Origin of the sequence: Nocardiopsis sp. FR4 (assembly GCF_009830945.1) — a bacterium.
In the GTDB taxonomy this organism is placed as follows: Bacteria; Actinomycetota; Actinomycetes; order Streptosporangiales; family Streptosporangiaceae; genus Nocardiopsis.
The window spans coordinates 85,381-102,081 of sequence record NZ_VWVV01000018.1 but is presented as its reverse complement, the minus strand read 5'-3'; the positions used below and the strand labels follow the sequence as shown (position 1 = coordinate 102,081).

The 16,701-nt window shown below is 73.6% G+C and carries 14 protein-coding genes; 1 reads left to right on the top strand and 13 read right to left on the bottom strand.

From position 1 onward, the window contains the following. Positions 1-12: 12 nt before the first annotated feature. The 12 genes from FYW95_RS17825 to FYW95_RS17770 all read right to left on the bottom strand — a co-directional run bounded on the left by FYW95_RS17825 (position 13) and on the right by FYW95_RS17770 (position 13,407). The gene (locus tag FYW95_RS17825) at positions 13-1,239 is read right to left on the bottom strand and encodes a sensor histidine kinase (RefSeq protein WP_159945336.1); all 1,227 of its coding nucleotides are present in this window, start codon (positions 1,237-1,239) and stop codon (positions 13-15) included. Between the two features lie 532 nt (positions 1,240-1,771). After that, positions 1,772-2,608: a TrmH family RNA methyltransferase gene (locus tag FYW95_RS17820; RefSeq protein WP_159945335.1), complete on the bottom strand. Its 837-nt coding sequence runs from the start codon at positions 2,606-2,608 to the stop codon at positions 1,772-1,774. Between the two features lie 11 nt (positions 2,609-2,619). Then, complete coding sequence (rplT, locus tag FYW95_RS17815; protein WP_159945334.1) at positions 2,620-2,991, bottom strand: 50S ribosomal protein L20; 372 nt, start codon at positions 2,989-2,991, stop codon at positions 2,620-2,622. A gap of 167 nt (positions 2,992-3,158) precedes the next feature. Then, a complete protein-coding gene (gene rpmI, locus FYW95_RS17810; protein WP_159945333.1) occupies positions 3,159-3,353 on the bottom strand; it encodes a 50S ribosomal protein L35 in 195 nt (64 codons plus the stop codon). A 183-nt stretch (positions 3,354-3,536) separates the two neighbouring features. After that, entirely contained in the window at positions 3,537-4,103 is a 567-nt protein-coding gene (gene infC / locus FYW95_RS17805) for a translation initiation factor IF-3 (protein WP_255459673.1), read from the bottom strand. 445 nt (positions 4,104-4,548) lie between these two features. Then, on the bottom strand, positions 4,549-5,376 hold the full coding sequence (locus tag FYW95_RS17800) for a shikimate dehydrogenase (RefSeq protein WP_160050566.1): 828 nt from the start codon (positions 5,374-5,376) through the stop codon (positions 4,549-4,551). A gap of 20 nt (positions 5,377-5,396) precedes the next feature. Then, positions 5,397-7,766 (bottom strand): endolytic transglycosylase MltG, encoded by a 2,370-nt coding sequence (mltG, locus tag FYW95_RS17795; protein WP_160050565.1) that lies wholly within the window; start codon positions 7,764-7,766, stop codon positions 5,397-5,399. Beyond that, positions 7,763-8,251, bottom strand: a complete 489-nt coding sequence (gene ruvX, locus FYW95_RS17790; protein ID WP_159942133.1) for a Holliday junction resolvase RuvX — start codon at positions 8,249-8,251, stop codon at positions 7,763-7,765. Before ruvX ends, mltG begins: the two co-directional genes overlap by 4 nt. 606 nt (positions 8,252-8,857) lie before the next feature. Further along, positions 8,858-11,527, bottom strand: coding sequence for an alanine--tRNA ligase (gene alaS, locus FYW95_RS17785; protein ID WP_160050564.1), 2,670 nt, complete (start codon positions 11,525-11,527; stop codon positions 8,858-8,860). A gap of 522 nt (positions 11,528-12,049) precedes the next feature. Beyond that, a complete protein-coding gene (locus FYW95_RS17780) occupies positions 12,050-12,646 on the bottom strand; it encodes a proline-rich domain-containing protein (protein WP_201294910.1) in 597 nt (198 codons plus the stop codon). A 105-nt stretch (positions 12,647-12,751) separates the two neighbouring features. Continuing rightward, on the bottom strand, positions 12,752-13,018 hold the full coding sequence (locus FYW95_RS17775; RefSeq protein ID WP_159942135.1) for a hypothetical protein: 267 nt from the start codon (positions 13,016-13,018) through the stop codon (positions 12,752-12,754). Further along, a complete protein-coding gene (locus tag FYW95_RS17770) occupies positions 13,015-13,407 on the bottom strand; it encodes a DUF948 domain-containing protein (protein WP_159942136.1) in 393 nt (130 codons plus the stop codon). The genes FYW95_RS17775 and FYW95_RS17770 overlap by 4 nt, the downstream gene beginning before the upstream one ends. Positions 13,408-13,774: 367 nt before the next feature. Here FYW95_RS17770 and FYW95_RS17765 point away from each other — a divergent pair, with 367 nt between their 5' ends. After that, entirely contained in the window at positions 13,775-15,349 is a 1,575-nt protein-coding gene (locus FYW95_RS17765) for a serine/threonine-protein kinase (protein ID WP_159942137.1), read from the top strand. A 7-nt stretch (positions 15,350-15,356) separates the two neighbouring features. On the opposite strand, the gene FYW95_RS17760 is transcribed toward FYW95_RS17765, so the two are convergent. After that, complete coding sequence (locus tag FYW95_RS17760; protein ID WP_159942138.1) at positions 15,357-16,697, bottom strand: replication-associated recombination protein A; 1,341 nt, start codon at positions 16,695-16,697, stop codon at positions 15,357-15,359. Positions 16,698-16,701: the final 4 nt, after the last annotated feature.

Genomic DNA, 16,701 nt, shown 5'->3' with positions numbered 1-16,701 from the left:
CCGAAGGGGTCTTCAGACGAACTCGGGCGCCCCGGCGGGCATGGTAAATCGGAACTCGGCGCCGCCGCTGGGGGCGCGCCCGACGGTGATCGTGCCGCCGTGGGCCTCGACGAGGCCCTTGACGATGAACAGTCCGAGGCCGGTCCCGCTCCGGCGCTTGCTGCGCCAGAACTGGCGGAAGACGCGCGGAATGGTCTCGGGCGCTATGCCCTGGCCTTCGTCGCGCACCGACACCGCTGCTCCTCCCTCACACGGCTCGATCACGATACTGACAGTACCAGCGCCGTGCCGCACCCCGTTTTCCACCAGGTTCAGCAGGATCTGCTCGATCTTGTCGGGGTCCAGCCACATCCGCGGGAGCTCGCCGCGCGTCTCGACGCGGAAGCGCTCCTCGGGCTCGCCGGAGGCCACCCGTCCGGCCACGACCCGGCGCACCGCCTCGGTGAGGTCCACGACCTGGCGGCGCACCTCCAGGCGGCCGGACTCGATGCGCGAGACGTCGAGCAGGTCGTGGATGAGGCGGGTCACGCGGTCGGCGTCGGCGTTGACCGTCTCCAGCATGAACAGCTTCTGCTTGTCGGTGAGCCGTTCCCACTTGGTGAGCAGGGTGGAGGTGAAGCCCTTGACGCTGGTCAGGGGCGAGCGCAGTTCGTGGGCCACCTGGGAGACGAGGTCGGCGCGGCTGCGCTCGGCGCGGGCCGAGGCGTCCCGCAGGGTCACGACCAGGCGTACCAGGGCGCCCCCGGGGCGGGCGCGCACGTAGCGTGCGGCGACGAGGATCTCGCGTTCGTCGGGCAGCAGGAGGGCGCGTTCCGGCTGGCGCACGCGGTCGCGGGCGCCGCCGTAGGGGTCGCTGGCCTCCCACCAGTCGTTGCCGTCCAGGCCCAGGAAGGGCAGGACGGCGCGGTAGTCACGGCCCAGCGCCGACTCGACGGGAACACCGACGAGCTGGGCGGCCTGGGCGTTGAAGAGCACGATCCGGCCGCGCGCGTCGGCCACGGCCACGCCGTCGGGCAGCTCGTCGGGGTGCAGGGGGGTGCCGCCGGGACCGACGGGGGCCTCGGCCACCTCCCACGGGGCGGCGGGTCGCGCGTCGCGCGTACCGGGTGTGTGGGACTCGTCGGTCTCGGGGGGAGCGTCGGCGGCTGGCCCGGTCCCCTGCCCGGGGTCGCGCGAGGGGTCCGCGGCCCCGCGGTCCGCGTCCTCCGCCGGGTGGTCCACCTGCCGGCCGCTGCCCACGCCTCTCCCCGCTCCCCTTGAAGGTCCACGACCACAGGCCTGTGAGCCGAGGACCGTTGACCGGTGGTCTACCCCGTGGGCACCACCGCAGGTTGTCTACCCTGCGCTCGCACCCGGTACGCCTCGCGCCCCGGACCGGGCGCGGGCGGGGGGACGGGCACACCGACCCCTCCCCGGGCGGGCCGCCCCGCCGGTACCGGTGGTCTGCGGTCCGGGCGTACGGCTCGTGCTCACGCGATGTCGTCAAGCCTGCCGGTGGTGTCCGACCGCCGCAGCGCCGCACCCGCGACACGGGTAGGCGCGGCGGAGTCTACGCGCGATGCGCATGGACCCTCCGGGATGCCTGTCTGGACGACCTTATCGGCATCCGGCGCCCGTGCACGTGCATTCCGAGGGGAGGGGGAGGGCTTGGGAAAGGTCCCCTCCCCCGGCGGGCCTGTCACGGGAGGCGGGGAGCCAGCGCTCCCGGCCCCTCACCCGCGGTGACCGCACCGGCGCTGACCTGGAGTCCCACGCGATCGCCCGCGCCGGGTCAGGAGCGCCGCTGCTGCCGCGCCGTGGTGTACAGGCACACGGCCGCGGCGGTGGCCAGATTCAGGCTTTCGGCCCCACCGTAGATCGGGACGCTGACCGCGCCGTCGGTGAGGGCGACGGTCTCCTCTGGCAGCCCCCAGGCCTCGTTGCCGAAGACCCAGCCGACCGGACCGTCCAGATCGCCCGCGTCGGCGGCGGTGTGCAGGTCGCGCGGGCCGCCGCCGTCGGCGGCCCACACCCGGGCGCCCGCCCCGCGCAGGAAGTCGACCGCCCGCGCCACGGGGACGCCCACGATCACGGGCAGGTGGAACAGGCTTCCGGCCGAGGCCCGCACGCACTTGCCGTTGTAGGGGTCGACGGAGGCGTCGGTGAAGACGACCGCGTCCGCGCCCGCGGCGTCGGCGGTGCGCAGGACCGTGCCCGCGTTGCCCGGGTCGCGCACGTGGGAGAGCACCGCCACCATGCGTACGTCGCCCAGGCTCTCCAGCGGGACGTCGACGAACTCGCAGACAGCGATGACGCCCTGCGGGGTGACGGTCTGGGCCAGCTCCGACATCACGTCCAGGCTGACCCGGTGGATGGGTACGCCCGCCTCGCGGGCGGCGTCCGCCAGGTCGAGGTGGCGCTGCATGGCCTCCGTGGTGGCGAAGACCTCCACAACGCCCGGGGCGGCCCCGCGGGGCCGCCCGTCTCCGGCGGCGCTCAGCGCCTCCCGCACGGCCTGGGGGCCCTCGGCGAGGAAGCGCCGCTCGCGCTGGCGGAACGTGCGCTTGGCGAGCCGCCGAACCCCCTTGATCCGGGGTGAGCGGACACTCGTGAACTCGTGGCTCGCCATCGCTGCGCGTCCTAGGCCGCGGCCTCGGTGGGCAGAGCCTTCTTGGCGGTCTCCACCAGGCTCGCGAAGGCGGCCTCGTCGTTGACCGCCAGCTCGGCGAGCATACGGCGGTCGACCTCGATGCCGGCCAGCTTCAGGCCCTGCATGAAGCGGTTGTAGGTGAGGCCGTGGGCTCGGGAGGCGGCGTTGATGCGCTGGATCCACAGACGACGGAACTGGCCCTTGCGGTCCTTGCGGTCCCGGTAGGCGTAGGTCATCGAGTGGAGCATCTGCTCCTTGGCCTTGCGGTACAGGCGCGAACGCTGACCGCGGTAGCCGCTCGCCCGGTCGAGGACGACCTTGCGCTTCTTCTTGGCGTTGAGAGCCCGCTTCACGCGTGCCACTGGAACTCCCTAGTTGTCTCGTGCGGCGCGCACGGCGCGCCGACCGGCCCGGCTCCAAGGAGACCGGCGGCCGTGTTGCTTGGTGTGGTGCCCTCCCGGGTCTGCCGTCACCGCGCCGACTGGGCCCGGCGCGTGGGCGCCCCCGGGGAGGGGAAGGGTTGCCGCGGCTACTTACCGAGCAGCTTGCGGATGCTCTTGGTGTCCGCGGGGGCGAGCTCGGCCTCGTTGCTCAGCTTGCGCTTGCGCTTGGAGGTCTTGTGCTCAAGGATGTGGTTCTTGTTGGCACGGCGGCGCATGATCTTGCCGGAGCCGGTGACCTTGAAGCGGTCCTTGGCCCCACTGTGGGTCTTGTTCTTCGGCATGGTCGCCGTCGTCTCCTACTCCGTCGGCGTGCCACCCGTCAGACGACGGACGGCACGGTTCTTCCGCTGCTCTGGCGGGGGACCCCGCGAGCGCCGTTCACACAGCATCCGGGCCGTGCGCGCACAGCCCACCCCACCACCCGGTGCCTTCCCGGCGACCGGGCGGTGGGGGACTTCCCGTCGCTAGGCGCCCGAACTCTGCTCGCGGCGGGCCTTGTCCCCCGCCGCGGCGCGGGCCTCGGCCTTGTGCTCGGACCGCCGCTTGTGCGGACCGATCACCATGACCATGTTGCGGCCGTCCTGCTTGGGCTGCGACTCCACGGTGCCAAGATCCTGGACGTCCTCGGCAAGCCGCGCCAGAAGTCGGCGGCCCAGCTCGGGCCGGGACTGCTCACGGCCGCGGAACATGATCGTCACCTTGACCTTGTCCCCGCTCTTGAGGAACCGCACCACGTGACCCTTCTTGGTCTCGTAGTCGTGCGGGTCGATCTTCGGGCGGAGCTTGATCTCCTTGATGATCGTGTTCGACTGGTTCTTGCGCGACTCGCGGGCCTTGACCGCGGACTCGTACTTGAACTTGCCGTAGTCCATCAGCTTGGCGACCGGCGGGCGCGCGGTCGGAGCGACCTCGACGAGGTCGAGGTCGGACTCCTGGGCCAGACGCAGGGCGTCCTGCACGGAGACGATTCCGACCTGCTCACCATTGGGTCCGACAAGACGGACCTCGGGCACCCGGATGCGGTCATTGATGCGGGGCTCGGCGCTGATGGGACCCCTCCCTAGCTTTCTCGGATTACTGGGACCGGCCGTCCGCCGGGCGGTGGACGGCCCTTGGGGCCGGGCCGCCCCTGTCCGTCGGGCCGCTCGGCCGTGTCGGGGTCCACGTACAGCGAAAACCCCGCCAGCGTACGCAAACGGGGTGATCCGATCGGTTGTCCCGGCGGAGCCGCCCGCGCACGCCGGGCGCCCCGGACAAGGGCACCCGGCGAACAGGCGCGATGCGCTCGGTCGCCGGACCGGAACCCGCGCGGGCGTCACCCGGCAGGTGGGAGGATCACCTCCGCTTGCGGCTCCGGTATGGGACACACCGGAGCAAGTCGATACCTCATCGTACCAGGGGTCGCGTCCCCCCGCGTCCACCGCGGCGAACGGCCCGCGCCCGGCGGGCCGCCTCCCGGGGGCGGCGGTCCGCGGCTCAGGCGGGTACGGCGCGGCGGGCCAGCTCGGCCTCGCCCGCCTCCCGCATGGCCTCCACCGGCACGTCCTGGATCCCGGTCATCAGGCGCACCTGGGCGACCGCCTGGTGCAACAGCATCGGGAAGCCGCCGACCACCCGGCCGCCGTGCCCGGCCACGACCGCGGCGGCCCGGGTGGGCCAGGGGGCGTAGACCACGTCGAACAGGTCGGCCCCCGAGGCTGCGATCCGCTCGGCGTAGCGGTCGGCCGCGCCCGGGGGCAGGGAGGACACGACCAGGCCCGCGTCCAGGTGGGCGTCCAGGTCCGCGAGCGGGGCCACCCGCAGCGGCTGTCCCAGGCGCTCCGCCGCCGCGGCCAGGTCCGCGGTGCGCCCGGTGTCGCGGGCCAGCACGGTGACCGGTCCGGACAGGCCGAGTTCGCGCAGCGCGGCCAGCGCCGAGGCCGCGGTGGCCCCGGCGCCCAGGATGACCGCGCCGCGCGCGGAGTCCACCCCGGCCTCGTCCAGGGCCTCGGCGATGCCGGCCACGTCGGTGTTGTGGCCCTGCCAGGTGCGGCCCCGGCGCACGAGGGTGTTGACCCCGCCCACCTGGCGGGCCAGGTCGGTGACCGTGTCGGCCAGTTCCAGGGCGCGCCGCTTGAGCGGCATCGTCAGGGACAGCCCGGCCCAGTCGGTGCCGAGCCCGGCCAGGAAGGGCGCCAGGTCCGCCTCGGCGCACTCGTGCATGCCGTAGGACCACTCGTGCAGGCCCATCGCCGTGTAGGCGGCGGTGTGCAGGACCGGTGAGAGCGAGTGGGCCACCGGTGAGCCCAGTACCGCGGCGCGCACTGGCCCCGAGTCCCCTTTCCCTACCATTCGGCCTGGTTCTCGGCCACCATCTGGTTGTGCTCCTCCAGTGTGGTGGAGAAGCCGGTCTCACCGTTCTCCGGGTCGGTGAGCGCGAAGTAGAGGTAGTCCACGTCGGCCGGTTCCAGCGCCGCCTCGATGGCCGCCTCGCCGGGCGCCACGAACGGCCCGGCGGGGAGTCCCACCATGCCGTAGGTGCTGTAGCCGCGCGGGTCGGCCTCGCAGGACGCACGCTGCTCGTTGTTGAGGAACGTGCCCTTCTCGCCCAGGACGTAGAAGCACGTACTGTCCATCTGGAGTTCCATGTTCAGCTCCATGCGGTTGTGCACGACCGCGGAGATGAGGGGCATGTCCTCCTCCGTGCCGGTCTCGGCCTGGACGATGGAGGCGATGGCCATGATCTCGTTGGGGTCGTAGCCCAGCGCGGCGGCCCTCCCCTCCAGGTCGATCTCCTCCGCGACCTGGTGGTGCTGCTGCACCATGATCTTGAGCATCGACAGGGCCTCGGTGCCCGGGTCGAACCGGTAGGTGGCCGGGAACAGGTAGCCCGCGGGCCCCTCGGTGGCGTACTCGGGCAGGCCGAGTTCGTCGGTCCGCGCGTAGGCCTCCTGGAGTTCCTCCAGCGTCACGTCGGTGTTCTCGGCGAGAATCTCCAGGGCCTCCTCGGAGGGCAGCCCCTCCCGAACGGTGATGCGCCCGCCGACCCGGTTGTCGGGGTTGAGCAGGGCGGCCACGGCCGCCTCTCCGCTCATGCCGCTGGCCAGGGCGTAGGTGCCCGGGACCAGGCCGTCTCCGAGTTCCTCGGGTGGCACGGCGTCCAGGGCGTTGGTGAAGGCGCGGCTGCTGGCCACGACGCCGAGGTCGGCGAGCCTGTCGCCGACCGTGGAGCCCGCGTCGCCCTTCTCCACGACGACGATGACCTCACCGCTGCCCTGGCCCTCGAAGTCGGCCGGGAAGACGTAGGCGCGCATCACGGCGTAGCCGCCGCCCGCGACGACGAGGAGGAGGGCCAGGGCCAGCACGACCATGAGGGTCTTGTTGCGGCGGCGGCGGAGCCGGCCCGCCTTGCCCGCGTTGGCGCGGGCGCGCCTGAGCTCCTTGGCCTTCCTGCGGCTGCTGCGGCCCCCGCCGTAGGCCTCGGCGATGTCGGAGAGCTTGGGCTCCTCGTACTCGTACTCCTCCGGGTCCTCCTCGGGCTCCTCGCGCCGACCGCGCCTGCGGCGGCCGCCGCCGCGTCGGCCGCGGGGCTCCTCGTCCTCATCTGCGCGGGCACGGCGGGAGCGGCGCCCGCGGGGCTCGGGATCCTCCGCCGCGTCCTCCTCGGCGAACGCACCCGAGCCGGTGTCCGGTTCGGGGTCCTCCTCCACCGCGAAACCGCCGGTGTCATAGTCCCGTTCGAAGGCCGGAGCGGGCTCCTCCGCGCGAGCGGGCTCCTCCGCGCGAGCGGGCTCCTCCGCCGCGCCACCGCGCCGACGGCGACCACCGCCGCGTCGGCCACGGGGCTCCTCGTCCCCGGCCGACGCACGCGCACGACGCGCACGACGCCCACGCGGCTGGGCGTCCTCGTCGAAACCCCCGGCCGCGAACGCACCCGAGCCGGTGTCCGGTTCGGGGTCCTCGGCGCGGGCCCGGCGGGGGCGGCGGGACGGGGGAACGTCGACCGCGGCGAAGGCGCCGGTGTCGGCGGAGCTGCTCACGCCGGGGAAGCCACCGGAGAAGGGGTCGTCGGACTCGGGGGCGTCGTCCAGGAAGCCGCCGGCGGGCTCGTCGTCGCGCCGCGCGCGCTTACGACGGCCGCGACGGCCCGGGGGCTGTTCCTCGGGGGGCGCCGCCGGAGGGGCGTCGTCGACGGGTCCGCGCCTGCGGCGGCCGCGGCGGGGCGGCTCCTCCTCGGCTGCGGGCGGCTGCTGCCGCGGGGCGGCGGAGCGGGGGGGCGCGGCGGCCTCCCCCAGGTTGGCCAGGGCGGCCAGGGCGTCCTGGGTGGGGTCGCTGGCGGGGGGCTGCTGGGGGGCGGGCCCGCCGGGGCCGGGCTCCTCGGGGGAACGGGTCGCTCCCGAACGCGCGGCCCGGCCCCCGCGCAGGGCGTCGGCGGCGCCGGAGCGCCGGGGCGGGGCGGCGGGGGGTTCGGCGCGGCGGCGCCCTGCGGACGGGGCCGCGGGGCCCTGCTCCGGCCCGGGGGCGTACTCCGGCGTCCGGAACCCGTCCGTGCCGGGACCGTCGTTCCAGGCCTCGGGCTCGGGACGCGCTCTGCGGCCGCGCGGGGGCGGCGGCTGCGCGGGCAGGGGGTCGCTCAGCGGGTCGTAGTCGTAACCGCGCTCGCGGCGGGGGCGCCCACGATAGGGAGTTTCGGGGTAGTCGTCCCTGTCGTTCATTCTTCTCCCTGGCTGGAGCGGACGATCTCGCCCGGGGGGTGGCCTGTTGACCGTTCCTGGTCCAAGGCGCTCTGGAGGAGCACGGTGGCCGCCGCCTGGTCGATGACCGACCGGCGGGCCCGGCCTCCCCTCGCGCCCTTCTTGGCGAAGGAGGCTCCGGAGAGCAGCTGTCCCTGGGCGGTCACCGTGGTGAGGCGTTCGTCGACCAGGCGGACGGGGACGGGGTGCAGGAGCTTCGCGAGCGCGTTCGCGAACTCCCGCGCGGATCGGGCCGCCGGCCCCTCCTCTCCTGACAGTGAGGCAGGGTAGCCCACAACGACCTCTCTCGCCTGCCGTTCCAGGACCAGCAGCGCGATTCGCTGGAGGTCGCCGCGGCCGCGCGGGACCGTCTCGACCGGGCTGGCGAGCATACCGCTCGGGTCGCTGGCGGCGACTCCGATGCGGGCGTTGCCCGGATCGACGGCCAGGCGCACACCGTGCCTCAAGAGGACCTCTCCCCGCGACCGGGGGCAGTGCACGGGCGGGCCGTACCGTTGTCGGCACAGCACCGCGATGGGGAAATCCTCAACACGGTGGTCCTGTTCGTCAGCTGGATCGCGGGAGAGTCCGCACAGACAGCCGTGTGATCGGCTGTGACGCGCCACAGTATGCCCGATTCGATGACGGTACGCAGCCTCGCCGACAACAGTCGCCGTACGGGGACGCAGGTCGCCCTGCCGACCCGGCGGGAGGCTGCCCCGGCGTGGCCGGGGCAGGACGCGTTCCGTCCGAGTGTAAGTCACTTCGGCGCCGTCCCGGCGCGAACGGGCCCTCACGGGGCCGTGGCGCGCGGCGCGGCCGACGGCTCCACCGCGCGCGGCGGCGGGCCGTCTCCCGCCGGGCACCGTGTCCGGGAACGTCGCGATTCTCCGCATCGTCACATGTGGCGACGTTACCGACCCGCTGCGGCTTGTCACGGCATCTCACCGCCGTGTTCCGGATCCGGGCCCGTGGGGTGGCCCGCCCCGGAGCGCGGACACGCGTCGGGCGTGTGCGAGATCGCAGGATCACCGCACACGCCCGCGGACAGGACCGGTGGCCGCCCGACGCGGTCAGGCCCCGGCCACGCGCTCCTCGACCGCGCGCAGGGCCTCGTCGACCTTGGCGGGGTCGCTGCCGCCGCCCTGGGCGATGTCGGGCTTGCCGCCGCCACCGCCGCCGAGGGCGCGGGCCGCGACGCCCACCAGGTCGCCCGCCTTGATCCCGGCCCTCTGCGCGGCCTTGTTCACCGCGATCGCCACGACCGGGCGGTCCTTGGGCACGGCGGTCATCGCCACGACCACGGGCTCGGCCTCGCCGAGGCGACCGCGCACGTCGGTCACGAGCCTGCGCAGGTCGTCGCCGCTGGTGCCCTCCGGAGCCGGGGTGGCGACGACGAGGGCGCCGCCGTGGCGGCGGGCCTTCTCGGCGAGGGAACCGGCCGCCTGGAGCACCTGCTCGGCGCGCATCCTCTCGATCTCCTTCTCCGCCGCGCGCAGCCGGGAGACGAGGGCGTCGATCCGCTCGGGCAGGTCCTCGCGCGGGGCCTTGAGCTGCTCGGAGAGCTGGCCGACCAGAGCCGACTCCTTGGACAGGCGCCGGAAGGCGTCCACGCCCACGGCCGCCTCCACGCGCCGCACGCCCGAGCCCACGGAGGACTCGCCCAGGAGCTTGACGATGCCCAGCCTGGCGGTGGAGGGCACGTGGGTGCCGCCGCACAGCTCGACGGAGTAGTCGCTCATCTCCACGACGCGCACGCGGTCGCCGTACTTCTCGCCGAACATGGCCAGGGCGCCCATCCTCAGCGCCTCGTCCAGGTCCTTCTCCTCGGTCTGCACCGGGATGTCGCCCGCCAGGACGCTGTTGACCTCCTCCTCGACCTCGGCCAGGCGGTCGCCGCCCAGCGCGGCCTCGGCGGTGAAGTCGAACCGCAGCTGGCCGGGGCGGTTCTCCGAACCGGCCTGCCCGGCGGAGGGGCCCAGCGAGTTGCGCAGCGCCGCGTGGATGAGGTGGGTGGCCGAGTGCGAGCGCTCGATGGCGTGCCTGCGGCCGGTGTCGATGGCGGCGTGGACGGTGTCGTCCAGGACCACCTCGCCCGAGCGGACGGTGCCGCGGTGCACGAACAGGCCGGGCAGCGGCTTCTGCACGTCCTCCACGTCCACGACGCCGCGCCCGTCCACGCTCAGGGTGCCGGTGTCGGCGAGCTGGCCGCCGCTCTCGGCGTAGAACGGGGTGCGGTCCAGCACGATCTCGACCTTGTCGCCCGCGCGGGCCGCGGGCGCCGCGGCGCCGTCGACGACGATGCCCTTGACCTGGGCCTCGCTCGCGGCGTCGGTGTAGCCGAGGAAGTCGGTCGCCCCGGCGCCCTCCAGCAGTCTCGCGTACAGGGAGATGTCGGCGTTGCCGAGCTTCTTGGCCTTGGCGTCGGCCTTGGCGGTGTCCTTCTGGCGCTGCATGAGCTCGCGGAAGGTCTTCTCGTCCACCGACAGCCCCTGCTCGGCCGCCATCTCCAGGGTCAGGTCGATGGGGAAGCCGTAGGTGTCGTGCAGCTGGAAGGCGTCCGACCCGGAGAAGACGGTGCCGCCCGCGGCGCGGGTGCGCTCGGCCGCGCGGCCGAACAGCGCCGTGCCCGCGCGCAGGGTGTCGGCGAAGTTGCGCTCCTCGGTGTCGATGACCCCGTGGATGACGTCGGCCCGGTCCAGCAGGTCGGGGTAGATGTCCTTCATGGCGTCGATGCTGACCTCGGTCAGCTCGTGCATGAAGGCGGTGTCCCCACCCGAGAGCAGGCGCAGGTTGCGGATGGAGCGGCGCAGGATGCGGCGCAGGACGTACCCGGCCTTCTCGTTGCCGGGCCGCACGCCGTCGCCGACGAGCATGACGGCGCTGCGCACGTGGTCGGCGACCACGCGGAGCATGACGTCGCGCTCGGCGTCCTCGCCGTAGCGGGTGCCGGTCAGCTCGGCGGCGCGGTGCAGGACGCGGCCGATGATGTCGGTCTCGTAGATGTTGTCGACGCCCTGCAGGACCGCGGCCAGGCGCTCCAGGCCCAGCCCGGTGTCGATGTTCTTCTTGGGCAGTTCGCCGAGGATCGGGAAGCCGCCCTTGTCGCCGCCCTCACCCCGCTCGTACTGCATGAAGACGAGGTTCCAGATCTCGATGTAGCGGTTCTCGTCCGCCTGCGGGCCTCCGTCGGCGCCGTACTCGGGGCCGCGGTCGTAGAAGATCTCCGAGCAGGGGCCGCAGGGGCCGGGCACGCCCATCGACCAGTAGTTCTCCTCCATGCCCATGCGCTGGATGCGCTCGGGCCGCACGCCCACCTTCTCGCGCCAGATGGCCTCCGCCTCGTCGTCGTCGAGGTAGACGGTCACCCAGAGCTTCTCGGGGTCGATGCCGAAGCCGCCCTCGGCCACCGGCGTGGTGACCAGCTCCCAGGCCAGGGGGATGGCCTGCTCCTTGAAGTAGGCGCCGAAGGAGAAGTTGCCCAGCATCTGGAAGAAGGTCGCGTGCCGGGAGGTCTTGCCGACCTCCTCGATGTCCTTGGTCCGGATGCACTTCTGCACACTGGTGGCGGTGTCGTAGGGAGGCGTGCGCTGGCCCAGGAAGTAGGGCTTGAACGGAACCATGCCCGCGGGCACCAGCAGCAGCGTGGGGTCCTCGGCGATGAGGCTTGCCGAGGGCACCACGGTGTGTCCGTTCTTCTCGAAGAAACTGAGGAAGCGGCGCGCGATCTCTGCCGTCTCCATTGATGCCCTCCTGTGCTAGCTCCGCCGCCCGGGGCGACGTGTCTGTCCCGGCGTGGGACCGTCTCACGCGTGGTCGGTAGGGGCCCATCGTAGAGGGGACCTCGACGCCAGCGCGCGTGGTTTGCGGGTGGCCGCCGGAGGTCCGTCCCGGGATGACGACGGCGGCGGCCGGGTCGTTCCCAGGCTATCGCCGCTGGCCACCCCCGGGCCCCGGCGGGGAGAGGCCCGGGCGCGGGGACGCCCCCGGAAACGGGCGGCGGGGGTGCCGTCTTCTCCCTGCGCCGGTGGCGGGCCCGGGCGCGGGCATGACCGGGTGTCCGGCCGGAGCGGCGGACGGGTCTTCCGGGTCCGAGGGGACACGGGGCCGCGAGGGGAGGAGATTTCGGCCTTTCCGTAACCCGCTGTGTGAGGGACGGCTCCGCGGAGGGTCGCGCAGGGGACGCCGGGGAGCCGGGGAGGCGGTCGCGCACACGCGCCGGGGACCGGCCGGCGGCCGGTCCCCGGACGGTGCCCGCGGCGTCCCTAGTAGGCGCCGGGGGCCGGACGCGAGTAGTAGGCGCGCGTGCCCGCCAAGAGCATGAGCACGATCATGGCGATCGTGACGGCCAGCGGGATCAGCGATCCGATACCGCCGGAGAGCACGCCCAGGATCAGGACCAGGGCGGCCAGGGCCTGGAAGACCACCACCGACCACAGGATGACGGGGCTGCGGCGGCCCATGAACGAGGCCAGCGCGACGGAGACGACCCCGTAGACGAACGGAACGAGGCCCACGAGGAAGAACAGGGTTCCGGCCTCTCCGCCGGATATCCGCAGGCCGCTCTCCTCCATCCCCCGCTGGAACTCCTGGCTGAACTCGTTGTCGCCCGAGGCCATGGCGGCGGCGAGCCACATGAGCACACCCAGGAGCAGGCCGCACACACCACCGATGAACATCAGCACCCGCACGGTGACGGCCGTGCCCGGCATCTTGGCCGGGCTCCCCGCCTCCGGGGCGTAGGGGGGCTGCTGGTAGCCGCCCTGGTACGCCGGATCCTGCGGGTACTGGCCGGACGGGTAGGACCCTCCGGGCTGCTGTCCGCCCTGGTTCGGATCGTTCGAAGGTTGCTGCGGATACATGAGACGGTCTCCATCCGATGGGGGAACGCTCCTATGCCCGCCTCCTACCCAGGCGGCACGGAAAACACCTCACGATCCACGGAACCTCCCGCGACGCCCCCGACCTCAGGACGCCTCCGGGTCCTCCCCGGCCCCGGGCAGGGCCCGCCGGCCAGGGGCGTACCGGCGCAGCAACTCCTCCTCCTGTTCGCGTACCGCCCGGGCCAGGTCCTCGTTGAGCTCGCGCAGGGCGCTCCGGTACTCGGTGACCTGGCCCTCGACGCGTTCGGCGATGCCGCCCGGCGTCAGCGCGCGCCGGGCCCGGTTGACCCGGTGGACCGCGTAACCGCCGATCACGGCCCCCGCCGCGAGGTAGAACAGTCTGCCGATCACCGGCTCCCCCTCCTGCGGCGGGCGCGGACCACCGCCAGGGCCCGGCGCTGGCCGAGCACGCGGCGTACGCCGTAGGACAGCGAGGCCACCCTCACCAGCGGTCCGGTGAGCACCGAGCGGGTCAGCGCGGTGACCGTGGAGACGTCCTCGGAGCTGGCCTGGACGTTGGCGGTGATCTCCTCCACGCGTTCGAGGGAGGTGTTGGTGCGCTCCACCGTGGAGGCGACGTCGTCCAGCAGCGGCGGGGTGCGCTCCCCCAGTTCCGAGACGACGCGGGTCGCCTCGTTGATGAGCTTGATCAGTTTGACGATCGCCACGCACAGGAACGTGGCCAGCACCGCCCAGACCACCGCGGCGACGAGCGCGGCGACCTCTCCTCCGGTAAGCATGCGGGCTCCGTGGGCAGATAGAGGGTGGTTTCGAGGGTGTGGGACGGCCGCTCGCGCACGCGCCGGGCCGGGGGGCGTGTACACCCACCGAACACGTCCCGGGGGCGGCCGTGCTTGCCGCGGTACGCGGGCCTGGCCGGTTTCGGCCGACCCTATCGTGTTCCCCAGGGGGTCGGGCGGAGACGCCACGGTCCGGCCTCCGGTGGCGCCGGTCACGTTCGGCCCGCCCGGGCCCCGGTGGCCGGGGCGGGACACGGGGATCGACGCGGGGCCCGCTCTGCAGGAGAATCACTGTATAGCGGGATCTTCACTACGATGTCGGGACACTCAGCCGTCCACCGGCCCATGAAGCATCGACAGGACACCCATGAGCCCTCGTTCTCCCCGAGAGATCTCCGTACTGGTACCGCCGGACCTGGCACCCCTCTATCCGGACGACCCGTCGCGGATCGGCCCCTACCTCGTCCTCGGACGCCTGGGGCAGGGGGCCACCGGCACCGTCTACGCCGCCGTGGACACCGCCTCCCCCAACGCGGGCGACCGCCTGGTCGCCGTGAAGACGCTCGCCTCCCCCGAGCTGGACTCCCCCGACGTCTACCCCGCCCTGGATCAGCGCCTGCGGGCCCTGTCCAACGTCGACCCCCAACGCGTGGTCGTCCCCCTGGCCTTCGACAGCCAGGCCAACCCGCCCTGGCTGGCCATGCCCTACCTGGCGGGCGAGCGGCTCTCGCACTACGTCACCAAACGCGGCGGACTGGGCACCGGCAAGCTGATCGCCCTGGCCACCGGCCTGGCCGAGGGCCTGTCCGCCCTGCACGCCCGGGGGGTCGCGCACGGGTCCCTGCGCCCCGGCGAAATCCTGCTGGAGTCGCACGGCCCGCACATCATGGACTGCGCGGTGGCCGCCTCGGCGGAGCGGATGCACGGGGCGGGCGCCACCTGGTTGAGCCCCGAGCGCTTCCGGGGCGGGGCGGCCACCCCCGCCGCCGACGTGTTCGCCTGGGGCGCCATCGTCGCCTTCGCCGGAACGGGCCGCCTGCCCTTCGGCCCGGGCGAACCCGCGGAGATCGCCGAGCGCGCCGCGCGCGGCGCCTTCGACCTGGACGGCCTCGCCCGGGGGCTGCGGCCGGTGGTCGCGCGCGCCCTGGACCCCGACCCCCACCGCCGCCCCAGCCTGCGCGAGGTGATCGGCGCGGCCATCGCGGTGTGGCAGGCCGAGAACGCCGTCGGCGCCGGGCAGGAGCCCGAGGCCCCGGGGTCCTCCCCCGGCCGCGACGAACTGGCGCTGATCCTGGAGCGCGAGTGGCACGCCGTGGAACCGCCCGCCCGGGTGCCCGAGGTCATCCGGCTGGAGGGGCGGATGTCCAACCGCCGCCCCGCCCGCGCCCTGTTCCTGGCGGGCAGCGCGGCGCTCGCCCTGGGCCTGGCCGGCGCCGGCGTGTGGGGCCTGTCCCAGGTGCTCGGCCCGGACGAGGAGGACGCCCTGGTCTCCGACTCCGCCGAGGAGGAGCCCGTCGAGGAGAGCCCTTCGCCCGAGGCTGGCCCGCTGACCATGGTCGTGCGCTTCGACCCGGCCGAACAGGACTCCCCCGAGACGGGGCCCTGGGTCTACACCCCGGTCGACCGCGAGGACGAGCCGGTCCGCGGCCAGGGGGTGCCCAGCCACAGCGCCTGGGCCGAACAGTGGCAGGAGGCCGGCGAGCCCGGCGAGGCGGTCATCCCCGCCGACGCCGAGGTGCTGTGCGCCAAGTTCTGCGCCGCCCCCGACCACGTCTTCCTCGACGAGGAGGGGCGCGGCACCTGGGAGCTCACCGGAGCCGACTTCGTGGACTACCTCGCGTGGGGCCCGGTGGTGATCGTGGAGGTGACCTTCGCCGAGGAGGAGGCCCCGGAGGGCGAGCCGCGCGAGATCGTGCGGATCGTCGAACTGTTCACCGACTGAGTCGGCCTCAGTCGCCCCGGCCCCCGCGCAGGACGCCCCTGATCCGCTGGAGCACCTCGCCGAAACGGCGCTCGGCCCCGTGCCGGGTGGGCCGGTAGTACTCGCGGTCGGCCAGCCCGTCGGGGGCGTGCTGCTGCGGGGCCACGCCCCCGGGGTAGTCGTGGGCGTAGCGGTAGCCCTTGCCGTGGCCGAGTTCGGCGGCCCCACGGTAGTGGCCGTCGCGCAGGTGCGCGGGCACCGGCCCGGCGCGGCCCGCGCGCACGTCGGCCACCGCGGCGTCGATGGCGCTGATCACGGAGTTGGACTTGGGGGCCAGACTGATGTGGATGACCGCCTGGGCCAGGTTGATCCGTGCCTCGGGCATCCCGATGAGCTCGACGGCCTGCGCGGCGGCCACGGCGGTCTGCAGGGCCGTGGGGTCGGCCATGCCCACGTCCTCGCTGGCGTGCACGACGACGCGGCGGGCGATGAAGCGCGGGTCCTCCCCCGCCTCGATCATGCGCGCGAGGTAGTGCAGCGCCGCGTCAGGGTCCGAACCGCGCATGCTCTTGATGAAGGCGCTGACGACGTCGTAGTGCTGGTCGCCGGAGCGGTCGTAGCGCACGGCGTGCCGGTCCACGGCCCGTTCCACGTGCTCGGCGGTGATGGTCACCGGCTCCGCCGCCGGGGGACCCGCCACGAGGGCGGCGGCCTCCAGGTAGGTCAGCGAGCGGCGCCCGTCGCCGCCCGACAGGCGCACCAGGTGGTCGGCGCCCTCCGGGGAGAGCGCGTAGCGGCCGTCCAGCCCGCGCTCCTCGGTCAGGGCCCGCTCCAGCAGGGCGCGGATGTCGTCGTCGTCCAGGGACTCCAGGGACAGCAGCAGCGAGCGGGACAGCAGCGGGCTGACCACGGAGAAGAAGGGGTTCTCGGTGGTGGCGCCGATGAAGCTGACCCAGCGGTTCTCCACCGCGGGCAGCAGGGCGTCCTGCTGGGTCTTGTTGAAGCGGTGCACCTCGTCGACGAAGAGCAGGGTGCGGGTCCCGTGCATGCCCATCCGGCGGCGCGCCTCGTCGACGACGGCGCGCACGTCCTTGACCCCGGCGTTGACGGCGGACAGCTCCACGAACCGGCGCTTGGTGACCCGGCTGACCACCGTGGCCAGGGTGGTCTTGCCGGTACCGGGCGGACCCCACAGGAAGACCGACATCGGCGCGTCGTCCTCGACCAGGCGCCGCAGTGGGCTTCCCTCCCCCAGCAGGTGGCGTTGGCCCATGACCTCGTCCAGGGTGCGCGGGCGCATGCGCACGGCGAGCGGCTCCTGGCCCCGCGCGGCCTCGGCCCCGGCGTCGTCGAACAGCGTTTCGGTCACCTGC